Annotated in this window: 13 protein-coding genes and 1 pseudogene; 6 read left to right on the top strand and 8 right to left on the bottom strand. The window is 63.7% G+C overall.

All coding sequences use genetic code 11. From position 1 onward, the window contains the following. Nucleotides 1–101 precede the first annotated feature (101 nt). Complete coding sequence (locus AC0V7N_RS21325; RefSeq protein WP_475450377.1) at nt 102–992, top strand: LysR family transcriptional regulator; 891 nt, start codon at nt 102–104, stop codon at nt 990–992. 17 nt (nt 993–1,009) lie between these two features. Here the strand turns inward: AC0V7N_RS21325 and AC0V7N_RS21330 are convergent. Further along, a pseudogene (locus tag AC0V7N_RS21330) lies at nt 1,010–2,429 on the bottom strand (aminotransferase-like domain-containing protein). A gap of 105 nt (nt 2,430–2,534) precedes the next feature. Here AC0V7N_RS21330 and AC0V7N_RS21335 point away from each other — a divergent pair. Continuing rightward, a complete protein-coding gene (locus tag AC0V7N_RS21335) occupies nt 2,535–3,398 on the top strand; it encodes a DMT family transporter (RefSeq protein ID WP_475450378.1) in 864 nt (287 codons plus the stop codon). A gap of 9 nt (nt 3,399–3,407) precedes the next feature. Here AC0V7N_RS21335 and AC0V7N_RS21340 read toward each other — a convergent pair whose 3' ends face one another. Further along, complete coding sequence (locus AC0V7N_RS21340) at nt 3,408–4,448, bottom strand: zinc-dependent alcohol dehydrogenase family protein (RefSeq protein ID WP_027043808.1); 1,041 nt, start codon at nt 4,446–4,448, stop codon at nt 3,408–3,410. Nucleotides 4,449–4,566: 118 nt separating this feature from the next. Beyond that, nucleotides 4,567–5,028, bottom strand: a complete 462-nt coding sequence (locus AC0V7N_RS21345; RefSeq protein WP_475450379.1) for a winged helix-turn-helix transcriptional regulator — start codon at nt 5,026–5,028, stop codon at nt 4,567–4,569. Between the two features lie 99 nt (nt 5,029–5,127). On the opposite strand from AC0V7N_RS21345, the gene AC0V7N_RS21350 reads away from it, so the two are divergent. Beyond that, nucleotides 5,128–6,372, top strand: a complete 1,245-nt coding sequence (locus tag AC0V7N_RS21350; protein ID WP_475450380.1) for an MFS transporter — start codon at nt 5,128–5,130, stop codon at nt 6,370–6,372. Nucleotides 6,373–6,376: 4 nt separating this feature from the next. On the opposite strand, the gene maiA is transcribed toward AC0V7N_RS21350, so the two are convergent. Beyond that, nucleotides 6,377–7,027: a maleylacetoacetate isomerase gene (gene maiA / locus AC0V7N_RS21355; RefSeq protein WP_475450381.1), complete on the bottom strand. Its 651-nt coding sequence runs from the start codon at nt 7,025–7,027 to the stop codon at nt 6,377–6,379. A gap of 11 nt (nt 7,028–7,038) precedes the next feature. Further along, entirely contained in the window at nt 7,039–7,740 is a 702-nt protein-coding gene (locus AC0V7N_RS21360; protein WP_475450382.1) for a fumarylacetoacetate hydrolase family protein, read from the bottom strand. Between the two features lie 225 nt (nt 7,741–7,965). Between AC0V7N_RS21360 and AC0V7N_RS21365 the strand changes: the two genes are divergently transcribed. Then, on the top strand, nt 7,966–8,649 hold the full coding sequence (locus AC0V7N_RS21365) for a response regulator (protein ID WP_475450383.1): 684 nt from the start codon (nt 7,966–7,968) through the stop codon (nt 8,647–8,649). Nucleotides 8,650–8,705: 56 nt separating this feature from the next. Here AC0V7N_RS21365 and AC0V7N_RS21370 read toward each other — a convergent pair whose 3' ends face one another. Continuing rightward, nucleotides 8,706–9,170, bottom strand: coding sequence for an Imm26 family immunity protein (locus AC0V7N_RS21370; RefSeq protein WP_475450384.1), 465 nt, complete (start codon nt 9,168–9,170; stop codon nt 8,706–8,708). Between the two features lie 293 nt (nt 9,171–9,463). On the opposite strand from AC0V7N_RS21370, the gene AC0V7N_RS21375 reads away from it, so the two are divergent. Further along, nucleotides 9,464–10,408, top strand: a complete 945-nt coding sequence (locus AC0V7N_RS21375; RefSeq protein WP_475450385.1) for an IS110 family RNA-guided transposase — start codon at nt 9,464–9,466, stop codon at nt 10,406–10,408. 64 nt (nt 10,409–10,472) lie between these two features. Here AC0V7N_RS21375 and AC0V7N_RS21380 read toward each other — a convergent pair whose 3' ends face one another. Together AC0V7N_RS21380 and AC0V7N_RS21385 are read right to left on the bottom strand one after the other, a co-directional pair. Further along, nucleotides 10,473–11,813: a hybrid sensor histidine kinase/response regulator gene (locus AC0V7N_RS21380; protein WP_475450386.1), complete on the bottom strand. Its 1,341-nt coding sequence runs from the start codon at nt 11,811–11,813 to the stop codon at nt 10,473–10,475. 19 nt (nt 11,814–11,832) lie between these two features. Continuing rightward, nucleotides 11,833–12,969 (bottom strand): FIST N-terminal domain-containing protein, encoded by a 1,137-nt coding sequence (locus AC0V7N_RS21385; protein WP_475450387.1) that lies wholly within the window; start codon nt 12,967–12,969, stop codon nt 11,833–11,835. A 310-nt stretch (nt 12,970–13,279) separates the two neighbouring features. On the opposite strand from AC0V7N_RS21385, the gene AC0V7N_RS21390 reads away from it, so the two are divergent. Continuing rightward, the gene (locus tag AC0V7N_RS21390) at nt 13,280–13,783 is read left to right on the top strand and encodes a (2Fe-2S)-binding protein (RefSeq protein ID WP_258583276.1); all 504 of its coding nucleotides are present in this window, start codon (nt 13,280–13,282) and stop codon (nt 13,781–13,783) included. The last annotated feature ends 23 nt before the right edge of the window (nt 13,784–13,806 follow it).

The following is a 13,806-nucleotide window of genomic DNA, read 5'->3' on the forward strand; positions in this document are numbered from 1 at the left end:
CTGGAGTTGTCGGAGATCTAGTCCTGTGCTTGATATGGCGGAAGGCGCAGCATATGCATCATATTCGTGCACCAGACGCCACATCATGCTATGATCCGCGGATGACGCCCCCTGATCTCAATCTGCTTTTTGCTCTCGACGTTCTGCTGGCGGAAGGCAGCGTCGCCCGCGCGGCGCGCCGTCTGCGGCTCAGTCCTTCGGCGATGAGCCGGACCCTGGCGCGGCTGCGCGACGCGACGGGCGATCCCTTGCTGGTTCGCGCCGGGCGCGGCCTGGTGGCGACGCCGCGCGCGGAGGAATTGCGCCGGCAGGTCGGCTCTGTCGTCCAGGGCGCGGAGGCGCTGCTGCGCCCTGCCGAGTTGCTTGATCTCGCAAGCCTGGACAGGGTCTTCACGCTGCGCACCAACGAAGGCTTCGTCGAGGAGTTCGGGCCCCGTCTGGTCGCGCGCATCGAGGCCGATGCGCCAGGGGTGCGGCTGCGCTTCGCGGCAAAATCCGACAAGGATGTGATGTCGCTGCGCGAAGCGGCGATTGACCTCGAGATCGGCGTTGCCGGCGAAACCGGGCCCGAAGTGCGCATCCAGGCGCTGTTTCGCGACCGCTTCATTGGCGCCGTTCGATCAGGCCATCCCTTGACCGAGGGCATTGCGACGCCCGAGCGCTATGCGGCTGGCCGGCATATCAGTGTCTCGCGGCGTGGCCGCGAAAGAGGACCGATCGACGAGGCCCTGAGCGGGCTTGGCTTGCAGCGGAGGGTGGTGTGTATGGTCTCGGGTTTCTCGGCCGCGCTCGCCATGGCGCGCGCCTCGGAGCTGATCGCCAGCGTGCCCGAGCGGCATACGGCTGGCGCGCGCGCCGGCATGCACAGTTTTCCGCTGCCAGTTAGCACGGTGGAGGTCACCATCTCCATGCTCTGGCATCCGCGGCTCGACGCCGACCCAGCGCAACGCTGGTTGCGCGACTGCGTGCGGGAGGTCTGTGCGAGCCGCTGATTGAAAGCGACGTGCGATCACCGCTTCATCGCGGTTTCCAGCACCTTGAAAATCCGCTCGTCTTCGCATTGGGCGACGTTGAAGCGCAGGAAACGGCTGGCCGTTCCGGACAGGCTGAACGCATTGCCGGGCGCCAGCACGACATTGTCGGTAAGCGCCCGGCGCGCGACTTCGGCCGCGTCAACGCCATCGGGCAGGCTGCACCACAGGAACAGTCCGGCCGGCTGCTCGATCCACGGCGTGATGCCGATCGCCTTCAGCCGGGTGCCGGTCTCGACCATGGCGCGCGCGAGCTTTGCGCGCAGCAAATCCATGTGCTTGCGGTAGCTGCCGTCCTTGAGCAGCGTCAGCACCAGTTCAGCCGCCAGCCGCCCGCCGCCGAAAGGTGGTGGCGATCTTGAGGTCGGTCAGGCCCTCGATCCAGTCACGCGGCGCGGCGATGAAACCGCAGCGGATCGATGCCGACAGCGTCTTGGAGAAGCTGCCGATCTGGACGACGCGGCTGAGGCCGTTGAAAGCCGCCAGCCTCGGGGCAGGGGCATGTTCAAAATCGGCGAAGATGTCGTCCTCGACGATGGTCAGGTCCGACTGGTCGGCGAGCTTGAGCAGACGATGCGCGGTGACCGGCGACAGGATCGCGCCGGTCGGATTGTGGATGGCGGAGTTGGTGATGTAGAGGCGCGGCCGGTGCTCGGTAAGCGCCTGCGCGAACAACTCGATATCCGGTCCCGAGGGCGTGTAGGGAACGCTGACGACCTTGGCGCGGTGGGCGCGCAGCAAAGCGTGGAAATTGAAATAGCAGGGGTCGTCGACCAGCACCGTGTCGCCGGGCTCGATCAAGAACCGGCACAGAAGGTCGATGGCCTGCGTGCCCGATTCCGTCAGCATGATCTGTTCGGGCGAGACTTCGATGCCGTGCCCGGCCATGCGCCGCGCCAGCAACTGCCGCAGCGGCGGCAGGCCGAGCGGCGTGCCGTAATCGGCCAGCGCGACATCGTCGGCCCGCGCCACCGTGCGCAGTGCGCGGCGCAGCCCGGCCTGGGGCATCCAGGAGGCCGGCAGCCAGCCACAGCCGGGTTTCAGGGTCTCGTCGCTGGCATCCAGCGACTGGCGCGAAACCCAGAGCGGGTCGACGGCACGATCGAGCCGGGGACCGATCTCGGCCAGCGACAGCGGCGCCAGCGAGCCGGCGGCATAGAAGCCTGAACCCAGCCGGGAGCGGATCGTGCCTTCGGCTGCAAGACGCTCATAGGCTTCGACCACGGTGGATTTCGACACCTGCATGGATTGGGCGAAGGCGCGGATGGAGGGCAGCCGGGCGCCCGGTGTCAGGCTGCGCGCGGCGATCCGCTGGCGAATGGTCGCCATGACGCTTTCGACGAGGGTGGGGGCGTCCAGGGGCCGCGCGTCGTCCTTTTCCAAAGCGAAGTCCGTCATCCGTACTGCTCGTCAGGCCATTACAGTTTCGCTGAATTGTACCCCATTGTCTCTGGCTGCGCCATGGCATCTGCCCGATAGAAGGCGAAAGACATGGAGCCTGGAATGGACAAGACCGCGAGCGGCTGGCTGAACGGATTTATCGGCGTGTTGATCTTCTCAGGCTCGCTGCCGGCGACGCGCGTGGCCGTGATGGACTTCGATCCGACATTCGTGACATCGGCCCGCGCCGCGATTGCCGGGCTGCTTGGCCTGGCAATGCTGCTCTTGTTTCGGCAGAAGCGCCCGGAGCGGGGCGACCTGCTGTCGTTGGTGATCGTCGCGCTCGGCGTGGTGGTCGGCTTTCCCTTGCTGACCGCGCTGGCGCTGAAGCACGTCACCTCCGCCCACTCGATCATCTTCGTCGGCCTGCTGCCGCTGGCAACCGCGATCTTCGGCGTGCTGCGCGGCGGTGAGCGTCCACGGCCGGCGTTCTGGCTGTTTTCCTGCATCGGCAGCGCGCTGGTCGCGGGCTTCGCGCTGATGCAAGGCGTGACGGCGTCGCCGGTCGGCGATGGCCTGATGCTCGCCGCTATCGTCGTCTGCGGCCTGGGCTATGCCGAGGGCGCCGCGCTGTCGCGCAAGCTCGGCGGCTGGCAAGTGATTTGCTGGGCGCTGACGCTGTCGCTGCCGATCATGCTGGTGCTGACTGTTGCGACGCTGCCGCCGTCCTTTGCCGCCGTCGGCTCCCACGCCTGGATCGGTCTCGCCTATGTCTCTCTGTTCAGCATGCTGATCGGCTTCGTCTTCTGGTATCGCGGCCTGGCGCAAGGCGGCATTGCCGCCGTCGGGCAGTTGCAGCTGCTGCAGCCCTTCTTCGGCCTGGCGCTGGCGGCGACGCTGCTGCACGAGCAGGTCAGCCCGCTGATGGTGGTGGTTACGCTCGGCGTCGTGGCGTGCGTGTTCGGAGCGAAGAAGTTCGCGCGGTAGACGCCCGCCCTAAAACTTCGTCACCACCCCAATGCCGATACCTTCAAAACCGCCCATCGCCATGAGCGCCGCGGGCGCCTCGTCGAGGCTGATCTTCTTGCCGACCAGCAGTTCGGGCTTGAGCTTGCCGTTGCGGATCATGTCCATCATCGCCTGGTAGCGATAGGCCTGCATGCCGTGGCTGCCGAGGATTTCGAGTTCAAAGGCGATGACCTTGTCCATCGGCACTTGCGGGCGGGCGTGTTCGCCCAGCATCAGGCCGACCTGCACATGGCGGCCGCGCCGGCGCAGATTGGCGATCGAGTTGAACGAGGTGGTGGGGTGGCCGAGCGCGTCCATCGACATATGCGCGCCGCCATTGGTGATCTGCTTGACGGCCTTGACCACATTCGGCGTCGTCGACGCGTTGATGGTCGCCACGGCGCCGATCTTTTTGGCGAAGTCCAGCTTCTCGTCGGTGAGGTCGATGGCAATGACATTGGCGCCCATCGAACTTGCGATCATGATCGCCGACAGGCCGACGCCGCCACAGCCATGCACCGCCACCCATTCGCCGGGCTTGACCCGCCCCTGGTCGACGATGGCGCGAAACGAGGTGACGAAGCGGCAGCCGAGGCTGGCGGCTGTGGCGTATTCCATCTCCTCGGGCAGGCGCACCAAATTGGTGTCGGCATGCTCGATGCCGACATATTCGGCGAACGAGCCCCAGCCGGTGAAGCCGGGCTGCGTCTGGTGCTCGCAGACCTGGTGGTTGCCCGAAGTGCATTCGAAGCAGCGGCCGCAGCCGACGGCAAACGGCACCGTCACGCGGTCGCCAGCCTTCCAACGGCTGACCTGCTTGCCGGCGGCGACGACGACGCCGGCGAGCTCATGTCCCGGGACGTGCGGCAAGGTGATGCCGTCATCATGGCCCATCCAGCCATGCCAGTCGCTGCGGCAGAGCCCGGTCGCCTCGACCTTGATGACGACGCCATCGGCAGCCGGCTTCGGATCGGGAACGGTCTGGATCGTCGGCGCTTCGCCGAATTTCTCGAAGACGACGGCTTTCATCGGTCACTCCACGCTTAAGACGGCACGCATTGCCGGAAAACGATAGCCGATTCCCTGTCCGGTCAAGCGGAAATCGATTCCGCCAGGCTGGCCGGTCCGTCGAACCTGCCCAGGGCGGTCAGCTGTTTTCCTGGTTGCGGAAATCGGTGAGCCTTGTGTCGCCGGGAACGAGCAGCCGTCCATCCTCGGCGTGCACCTCAAGGCGCCTGATCGGCCGGCCGCTCTGCGTGTCAACCATGAAAGTGTAGGGCTCGCCCGGTCCGGAGAAATAGGTCTCGCCCCACTGCCGCAAGGCAACCAGCACATAGAACAGGCCACGCCCCTTTTGCGTCAGCACATATTCGTGGTGCGCGCTGCCGTCGGGTGCGGGAACCGTTTCCAATATGCCGTGCGCGACCAGATTGCGCAGCCGTGCCGACAGGATGTTCTTGGCGACGCCAAGGCTCTTCTGGAACTCGCCGAAGCGGCGCAATCCGTCGAAGGCGTCGCGCACGATGAGCAGCGACCACCAGTCGCCGATCGCGTCGAGCGGCCGCGCGATCAAGCAATCGGCTTCGTGGTGGCTCGTTCGTTTCACCATGGCAGTCGTTGGTCCAGATCCGCTATTTCGGTTGCAAGATAAAACTATTCTGTCTATCCAGCAAGTGGTTTCAAGTTGAAACCTTATGCGGAGAGCGACATGAATGTGCAGGTGGTGAACAGCGCAACAGCAAGTGCGGAGCGGTCCGATGGGCCGCCGCGGACCGCACAGGCGTCACCGCCCGGACTGTCGGGAATGACCGCGCTGATCTTTGCCATCGCTTGCGGTCTGAGCGTCGCCAATGTCTATTTCGCCCATCCGCTGCTCGACGCCATGGCGCATGATTTTGCCATCGTGCCGGCCACAGTCGGCATCGTGGTGACGGTGACGCAGATCGGCTACGCACTCGGCCTGTTCTTCATCGTGCCGCTCGGCGACCTGTTCGACCGCCGCAAGCTGATCGCCGGGCAGGCGGTGCTTTCCGCCATGGCGCTGATCGCGGTCGGGGTCGCACCGAACGCCGCGATGCTGCTGGCCAGCCTCGCGATTGTCGGGCTGCTTGCCGTGGTGGTGCAGGTTCTGGTGGCTTACGCCGCCGATCTCGCCGTGCCGTCCGAGCGCGGGCGGGCGGTCGGCACCGTCACCAGCGGTGTCATCCTTGGCATCCTGCTTGCCCGCTTCGTCGCTGGTGTCGTCGCCGACTTCGCCGGCTGGCGCTGGGTCTATCTGATCTCGGCCGCGCTGACGCTTGCCATGGCTGTGGTTCTCTTCCTCATCCTGCCGCGTCACGAGCCCGAGCGACCCCACACATCCTATCCGCGCCTGCTGGGCTCGGTGGTGCTGCTGTTCGTGCAGGAGCCGCTGCTGCGCGTGCGCGCCGTGCTCGCCATGCTGATCTTCGCCACCTTCAACGTGCTGTGGGCGCCGCTGGTGCTGCCGCTGAGTGCTGCGCCATTTTCGCTCTCGCACACCGAAATCGGGCTGTTTGGCCTTGCCGGCGTCGCCGGGGCGCTTGGCGCGCGCTGGACGGGCGGCCTCGTCGACCGCGGGCGCGGACAACTGGTCACCGGCCTCAGCCTGCTTCTGATGACGGCAGCCTGGCTGCCGATCGCCTTCATGGGCGTCTCGCTCTGGCTGCTTGCCGCCGGCATCGTTATGCTGGACCTGGCAATCCAGGCTGTCCACGTCACCAACCAGAGCCTGATTTTTTCGCGTCGACCGGATGCCCGCAGTCGGCTGGTCGGCGGCTACATGATTTTCTATTCGCTCGGCAGCGCGCTTGGCTCGATCGCCTCGACCATGGTCTATGGCGCCATGGGCTGGACCGGCGTCTGCATGCTGGGCGCCTGCATCGGCCTGATGGCGTTGCTGTTCTGGGCACTGACGCTGCGCGTGGGCCGATGAAGACCTACTCCGCGTCGATCTGATTCTGCGGCGCCGCCTTTTGAAAAGCCGGCAGCGCCATGCAGGCGGCGTTGATGCGGGTGATGGTCGGGTAGGGCGCCAGGTCGACGCCGAAGCGGGCGTTGCTGGTGATTTGTGCCGCCAGGCAGATGTCGGCGAGCCCCGGCGCGTCGCCATGGCAGAATACTCCGGTCTCAGACGAGGAAGCCAGAATCTTTTCAAGCGGCTGAAAACCTTCGTTCACCCAGTGGCGGAACCAGTTGGTGATGTCCTGGTCGCCGGCGCCGAACAGAGTGCGCAGCGAGGTCAGCACACGCAGATTGTTCACCGGGTGGATGTCGCAGGCGATCATCTGCGCCAGCATCCTGACTCGGGCGCGTCCTAAAGTATCCTTCGGCAGGAGCGGCGGCGCGGGCTGGATCTCGTCGAGATATTCGATGATCGCCAGCGACTGCGTCAAAAGCGTGCCGTCGCTAAGCACCAATGCCGGCACCAGCCCCTGCGGATTGACCGCGAGGTAGGATGGTTCCAGATGGTCGCCGTGGCGCAGATGATGCGGGACATAGTCATAGCTCAGCCCCTTCATCTCCAGCGCGATCCGCACCCGGTAGGAGGTGGAGGAACGGTAGTAATTGTGCAGGACGATGTCGCTCATGGCTTTGTCGTTCACGACTGCGGCGGCTGGCCGATGGTCACTTCGATCGTGCCGATGCCGTCGACGCCGCCGGTCATCGTCTCGCCCGGCTTGACCGTGCCGACGCCGGCCGGCGTGCCGGTGAAGATCAGGTCGCCGGCTTGCAATTCGATGCCCTCGCTGCAGATCGAGACGATGTCGGCGATTGGCCAGATCAGCTCGGTGAGATCGGCGTCCTGCCTGACATTGCCGTCGACGGCGAGCCAGATGCGGCCTTTCGTCGGATGGCCTGACTTTTGTGCCGAGACCAGCGGACCGCATGGGGCGGAGCGGTCAAAGGCTTTCGACCAGTCCCAGGGCCGCGCCGACTTCTTGGCCTCGTCCTGGAGGTCGCGGCGGGTGAGGTCGATGCCGACGCCATAACCCCAGACGTGATCCAGCGCCCGGTCACGCGCAATGCGGAAGCCCGGCTTTCCGATCGCCGCCACCAGCTCGATTTCATGGTGCAGATTGGCCGTCAGCGGTGGGTAGGGGATCACTGTGCCGGAATCGACCACCGCGTCGGCCGGCTTGGTGAAGAAGAAGGGCGGATCGCGCTCATCATTGCCGAATTCGCGCGCGTGCGCCGCATAGTTGCGGCCGACGCAGAAAATGCGCCGCACGGCAAAACGCTCGGCCGAGCCGCTGATGGCGACGGAAGGCGTTGGCGGCACGGGAAGGACGAAGGCGGTCATTGTGGTCTCTGCGTACGGGATGATGGCGGCACCTTCGACCGATTTCAAAGACCGGGCAAGGCGTCGCTTTTCATAAAGCAAAGGCTTTGCCGGGGTTCTATAAGGAATTCTGGGTTCCCATCACTTTTGCAGCAGTGCATCCTATCAACTGGCGATAGACTATTTGCCAATAATCCGGCCATGGTCACAGGACTATGGTGTGGCGGGTAAACCGGAACGAGCCACATGACAGTATCCAACGATCGCGCCCGGTTCCTGATCATCGACGACCATCCGCTGTTTCGCGAGGCGCTGCACAGCGCCGTGCAGATGGCCTATCCGGAGGTCGACACGGTCGAGGCGCGCTCGATTGCCGAGGCGCTCGATCTCCTTGCCGACGCCAAGCCTTTCGACCTTGCGCTTCTCGATCTTTCAATGCCCGACGTGCACGGCTTTGACGGGCTGCTGCAGCTCAGGACCCGCTATCCGCGGCTGCCGGTGGTGATCGTCTCGGGCTACGAGGAACCGCGGATCATTTCCGAGGCCTTGTCCTATGGTGCTGCCGGCTTCATCCCGAAATCAGCGCGCAAGAGTGACCTAGCCGCCGCCATCCGCTCGGTGATGGATGGCGCGATCTATGTGCCGGAAACCTATGAAGGCCAGCCGGCCGACGCCGACAGCATCGACCGCGCCGACATGGTCCAGCGCCTGTCCAAGCTGACGCCGCAGCAACTGCGCGTGCTGCAGATGCTGCGCCAGGGCCTGCTCAACAAGCAGATCGCCTATGAGCTGCAGGTCGGCGAGACCACGGTCAAGGCGCATGTCTCGGAGATATTGCGCAAGCTCAACGTGTACAGCCGCACGCAGGCGGTGATCGAGGTTTCGAAGCTGGACAATGCGGAGCTGTTCAGGGATCAGGCTGGGTTTTAAGTTAGTGTAAAGAGCACTCTGTCAACGTAATTCACATCGTTACCGTGATTCCTTGATCAATGAGGTTTCAGCTGCTCGGTCAGAAGCAATTCGACGATTTCATATCCGTGTAAACCGTCCTGCTCCAAATCGCCCGCTGAAGCTACGCTGGCTTGACCCTCCAGCTTCGAGGGATCATTATTTGAGTATTTTCGAATAAGAATTCGATCAGAAAGGCTTTCTTTGTGAACGAAGTTTGGCATAGGCCATTTGTCTTCTTCCCAGCTCTTCATTTGACCAATAATTGGCCAACTTCCATTAATTAAACCGAGATCGCCACACCGTAGGCACCTGACCGCGTTATCTGGACTCATGTCATTTAATTCATCCGCGTTTGGCAATTCCAGACGCATTGGTCCAAATAGATATGCTAGAATAATCTTTCCCATTCGGGCCATACGGGCTACCAAGCCAAGCCCATAGCCACCAGATCTCAACGGAATGGCAAATAAGGTGCCTTCTTTATAAGGTAGTTTTCTCACGTATAATTTCCCCTATTCGCCGCCAGTTGAATTACGGTGACACAGTACACTATTTTCTTTTCCCGTTGCCGACGAAAGATCGCAAACGCCAGCGCCGCCCCTTGTGTGTTTGGAATCGTGCATTGTTGAGGGTGCCACGGACCAGGTGCTTGCCTGATCCGTGGCGGTGGTCGAGAGCCCGTCGCCCCTCAGGTGGCCTAAACCGTGGATGAGCTGGGGCCCGACCGCCTTCTTTTGTGAACCCGAACAGTTGCAAGGGGCAAGCCCCCGCACACAAGGAAGGGACCGAGGAGATGGTAGCGCAAACGGTTCAGGACATCGGCATCGATGTTGCCAAAGGCTGGCTCGACGTGGCGGTATTTCAAACGCAGGAACAAGCGCGTTTCGACAACGACAAGGACGGATGGGCCAAGCTGATCAAGTGGCTCCGCAGCCGCACCGTGCGCGCCATCGGCATGGAGCCGAGCGGCGGTTATGAGCGCGGCGTGGCCAAGGCACTGCGCAGCGCGGACCTGCCGGCCAGGAACGTCAATCCGCACAAATTGCGCCACTATGCCCGCGCCCTTGGCCGATTGGCCAAGAATGATCGCATCGATGCCTTGCTGATTGCGCGCTACACCGCCGAACTGCCGACCCGGCCGGTGCGTTGCGACCCAATTGCAGAGCAACTGGCCGATCTGGTCGTGGCCCGCAGGCAGCTTAGCGACGATAAGGTCAGCCTCGCCAATCAACTCGAGCAGTTACGTGAGCCGATGGTGAAGCGCATCTTCACCCAGCGGCTGCGTCGTATCGAACTCGATATCGCACTGCTCGCCAAGCGTATGGCCGAACTCGTCGCCAGCCAGCCGGCGCTCGCGGCCAAGGATCGCCTGATCCAGTCCTTCCACGGGGCCGGTCCAGTCCTCAGCCATACCATACTGGCGCTGGCGCCGGAGATCGGGCAGGCCTCGCGACGCGAGATTGCAGCGCTTACCGGTCTGGCGCCCTACGACTTCGACACCGGCACCTTCAAAGGTCGCCGCGTCATCTGGGGCGGCCGGCATGCTCTGCGCAGGGTGGTCTACATGGCAGCGCTCACCGCCAGCCGCTCAAATCCCGTACTCAGAGCCTTCCACCAGCGTCTTATTGCAAACGGTAAGCAACCAAAGGTCGCCATCGTCGCCGTCGCCCGAAAGATTATGACCATCCTCAGCGCCATGCTTCGACACAACCAACCCTGGTATCCAGACAAAGCCTGAAAACACAGTTGCTCATCCGGCTGCCGCCACGTTCTCCCCGTATAGTGACGGGGAGAAGGAAACATCAAGCCAGCAAATGCGCCAGCAGCGCGCGCAACTGCGCCGGTTTCAGTGGCTTGCGCATTAGTTCGATGCCGCCGGCACGCGCCGCCTTAGCGACGGCTTCGGAACTGTCGGCGGTGACGATCAGCGCCGGCACGGCGCGGCCGAGATAGTCGCGGACTTCCGATATGGTGGCGGTGCCGAGATCGCCGCCGTCGAGATGCTGGTCGGCAATGACGATGTCGGGCACCCAATCGGTGTCGCCGAGCAGGTCCAGCGCATCGTCGGTCGAGGTTGCGGACCGCACCAGGCACTGCCAGCGCTCGAGCAGGAAGGTCATGGCCTCCAGCACCTCGATGTCGTTCTCGACCAGCAGCACCTTGGTGCCGAACAGGCCGTAGCCGCGCGACCGCTCCAGGCTGGTGGCGCTGGCGATGGCGTCGGCGGGTGCGCCGATGCCGACAGGGACATCGATGTGGAAGATCGTGCCGCGCCCGACCTTCGATGAGAAGGTCACGGGGTGGCCGAGCGCGCCGGCCATGCGGCGCACGATGGCAAGCCCGAGCCCGAGACCGTTGCCGTCACGTTCCGAACCGGCCGGTGAGGTGCCGCGATGGAACTCCTCGAACACCGCCTCGCGCTGGTCCTCGGGAATGCCGCAGCCGGTATCGGCGACATCGATGCGGATGGTGTCACCGCGATGCCTGGTGCCGACCAAGACGCCGCCGGAACGGGTGTAGCCCAGCGCGTTGGAGAGGATGTTTTGCAGGATGCGGCGCAGCAGCGTGCGGTCGGAGCGGACCACGGCATTGACCGGCCGGAATTTCAGCGACAGGCGCTTCATTTCCGCGACCGGCTGGAAATCCGAGCGCAGCGACGAGAACAGCGCCTCCAGGCTGACGTCGCCGATATCGGGCTGCACCACGCCGGCGTCGAGCTTGGAAATGTCGAGCAGCGTGCGCAGCAGGTCCTCCATCGTTTCCAGCGAGCGCTCGACCTGCCGCACCAGCTTCCTGCCTTCGTCGCTGGTCTGTACCTCGGCGAGTGCCGAGACGGAGAGGTGGGCGGCGTTCAGAGGCTGCAGCACGTCATGGCTGGCGGCGGCGAGGAATCTGGTCTTGGACAGGTTCGCCAGCTCGGCATTTTCCTTGGCGGCGCTGAGATCTATGTTCGACTGTTCCAGCCGGCGCAGCGTCGAATGCAGTTCCTCGGTGCGCGTGCGCACGCGGTTCTCGAGCGAGATCGCCGTCTGGAACAGCGAGAAGGCATTGCCTTGCTGGTCCATAGACCGCTCGACGCGGCTGACCAGGGCGGCGTTGATCCTCTTCAGCTTTTCGAGGTCGTTTATGTCCTTGAGCGGCATCTTGTTGTTCTGCGGCCCCCTATTCCGCCGCTTGCCGTTCGCCAAAGGCAATGCCGGTGAAGGTCTGGTTCAGATGCATCGACCGATACTGTTCGCCATAAGTGCCGAAGCCGATGACATTGTTGACCCGGTAGAGCTCAGAAATGTCACGAAAGACCTGCCGGTTGCGCGCATCGAGCCGGCGCAGCACGCAGTCGAAGCCGAGGATCAGGTCGATACCGCCCAGCCTGTCCTCGACCTCGCGCAGCGCCGCGCGCGTCGATTCCACCATGTCCTTGGGTTGGGCGATCGAAAGCACGACGCCGTCGTCGATGGCGCAGAAGAAAGACAGCGAGCCATCCGGGTGCATCTTCTGAATCGAGCGGCAGTAATATTCGCCGCCCACCTTCACCACCACCGGATGCGAGGCGAAGCTCAACGGTGTCAGGGTCTGCGGCACGATGCCGACGGAGGCGGCATATTCCTCGGCAGCATTGGTGGCGTTGAACTCGCGCACGATGCGGTGATCGGCATCGGACGCCGTCACCACCAGTTTCTCGTCGGTCGGAACGAAATTGTCGGTCTTGAAGACATGGAACGGAATTTCCGTCGCGATCAGCACGATGATGGCACTGTCCGAGGTGACCCTGCCATTCGAGATCAGGCGCGTCGTCTCGAATTTCAGATCGTCGCCGGCCGAGCCGCCGAGCAGCGGTATGTCGTCAAGACCCCAGTGGATGGCTGAGCTGACCGCTTCCTCGGCATAGGACAGTCCATCGATGAAGCAGAGCGCGAAGGTGTTGCCGGTCTGCTCACAGCCAAGCCGGCCGCGCAGCGTGCGCCGCAGGGCCTCGACCTCGCCGGTGATCCTGTCCATGCCCGATGAGGACAAATTGTCGACCATGGCGCTGACCGCGGTGAACGACGCCGAGGGAAGCAGCATCGCCAGCATATGGCCTTCCTCGAGCCCCTGCGGCGTGATCTCGCCGGCGGTGGAGCAGCCGGCATGGTGGAGCGCCGGCGCGTAGGCCGAGAGTGCCCGCGACAGGGCACCGGCCTCGACGAGGCTCTGGGAAAAGAACACGAGGGCAAAGCCGGCGTTGATTGCGGCAGCCTCGCTGGCTACCGCGCGTGCGAAAACGTCCGGGTCGGGCTCGTCCGTGGTCAGCGCCGACAAGCCGCAGGCGTAGCGCGTCGTTGAACTGGTCAGCGGCGTTCTCCCGCATTTCCTCCGACGCTGTTTTTATGCGCTGTTTTAAAAGCTTCTGGCGCGCGGGCGTCGATGGATATTGTTGCTTCCAATAGGCGTTTTGGCAATGGGGCGAGGGGAATGCGCCTTTGGCCGTGGCCATGACCGAAAGTACAATGATCCGCCTTTTCCGTCGCGCTGTTTTTTGTGCGTTGTGCGGTGTACGAATAACGCATGGCCGAAGTGCCAGCGGCGCGTCGGCAGCGTGATGACCAAGGTTGATACCCAGGGAGGATTCATGTCGGACGTTTCGTTGATGGTGAACGGCAAGCGGGTCAGCGGGGCCGCTGAGGATCGAACGCTGCTGGTTCATTTCCTGCGCGAGAATCTCGGCCTGACCGGCACGCATGTCGGCTGCGACACCTCGCAATGCGGGGCCTGCGTCGTCCATGTCGACGGCAGGGCGGTCAAATCCTGCTCGATGCTCGCCGTCCAGGCTTCAGGTTCGACCGTCGTGACGATCGAAGGTCTCGCCAACGGCGCCGACCTGCATCCCGTGCAGGCCGCCTTCAAGGAACATCACGGCCTGCAATGCGGCTTCTGCACGCCAGGCATGATCATGACGGCAACCGACATGATCGCCCGCCATCCCGAGGGCCTCGACGAGGCGACGGTGCGGGCCGAGCTGGAAGGCAACATCTGCCGCTGCACCGGCTACCACAACATCGTCAAGGCGATCCTCGCCGCATCGAAGACGATGTCGAAGGGGGCCGCCAAGGCCAAAGCGAAACAAGCTGCGTGAACGAGGCAGTAGGTCAGTAAGGC

Source organism: Mesorhizobium kamtschaticum (assembly GCF_056174585.1).

Coding starts and splice junctions, on each gene's coding strand:
- AC0V7N_RS21325 (WP_475450377.1), top strand. CDS start 102: ATGACGCCCCCTGATCTCAATCTGCTTTTTGCTCTCGACGTTCTGCTG.
- AC0V7N_RS21335 (WP_475450378.1), top strand. CDS start 2,535: ATGGACAAGACCGCGAGCGGCTGGCTGAACGGATTTATCGGCGTGTTG.
- AC0V7N_RS21340 (WP_027043808.1), bottom strand. CDS start 4,448: ATGAAAGCCGTCGTCTTCGAGAAATTCGGCGAAGCGCCGACGATCCAG.
- AC0V7N_RS21345 (WP_475450379.1), bottom strand. CDS start 5,028: ATGGTGAAACGAACGAGCCACCACGAAGCCGATTGCTTGATCGCGCGG.
- AC0V7N_RS21350 (WP_475450380.1), top strand. CDS start 5,128: ATGAATGTGCAGGTGGTGAACAGCGCAACAGCAAGTGCGGAGCGGTCC.
- maiA (WP_475450381.1), bottom strand. CDS start 7,027: ATGAGCGACATCGTCCTGCACAATTACTACCGTTCCTCCACCTCCTAC.
- AC0V7N_RS21360 (WP_475450382.1), bottom strand. CDS start 7,740: ATGACCGCCTTCGTCCTTCCCGTGCCGCCAACGCCTTCCGTCGCCATC.
- AC0V7N_RS21365 (WP_475450383.1), top strand. CDS start 7,966: ATGACAGTATCCAACGATCGCGCCCGGTTCCTGATCATCGACGACCAT.
- AC0V7N_RS21375 (WP_475450385.1), top strand. CDS start 9,464: ATGGTAGCGCAAACGGTTCAGGACATCGGCATCGATGTTGCCAAAGGC.
- AC0V7N_RS21380 (WP_475450386.1), bottom strand. CDS start 11,813: ATGCCGCTCAAGGACATAAACGACCTCGAAAAGCTGAAGAGGATCAAC.
- AC0V7N_RS21390 (WP_258583276.1), top strand. CDS start 13,280: ATGTCGGACGTTTCGTTGATGGTGAACGGCAAGCGGGTCAGCGGGGCC.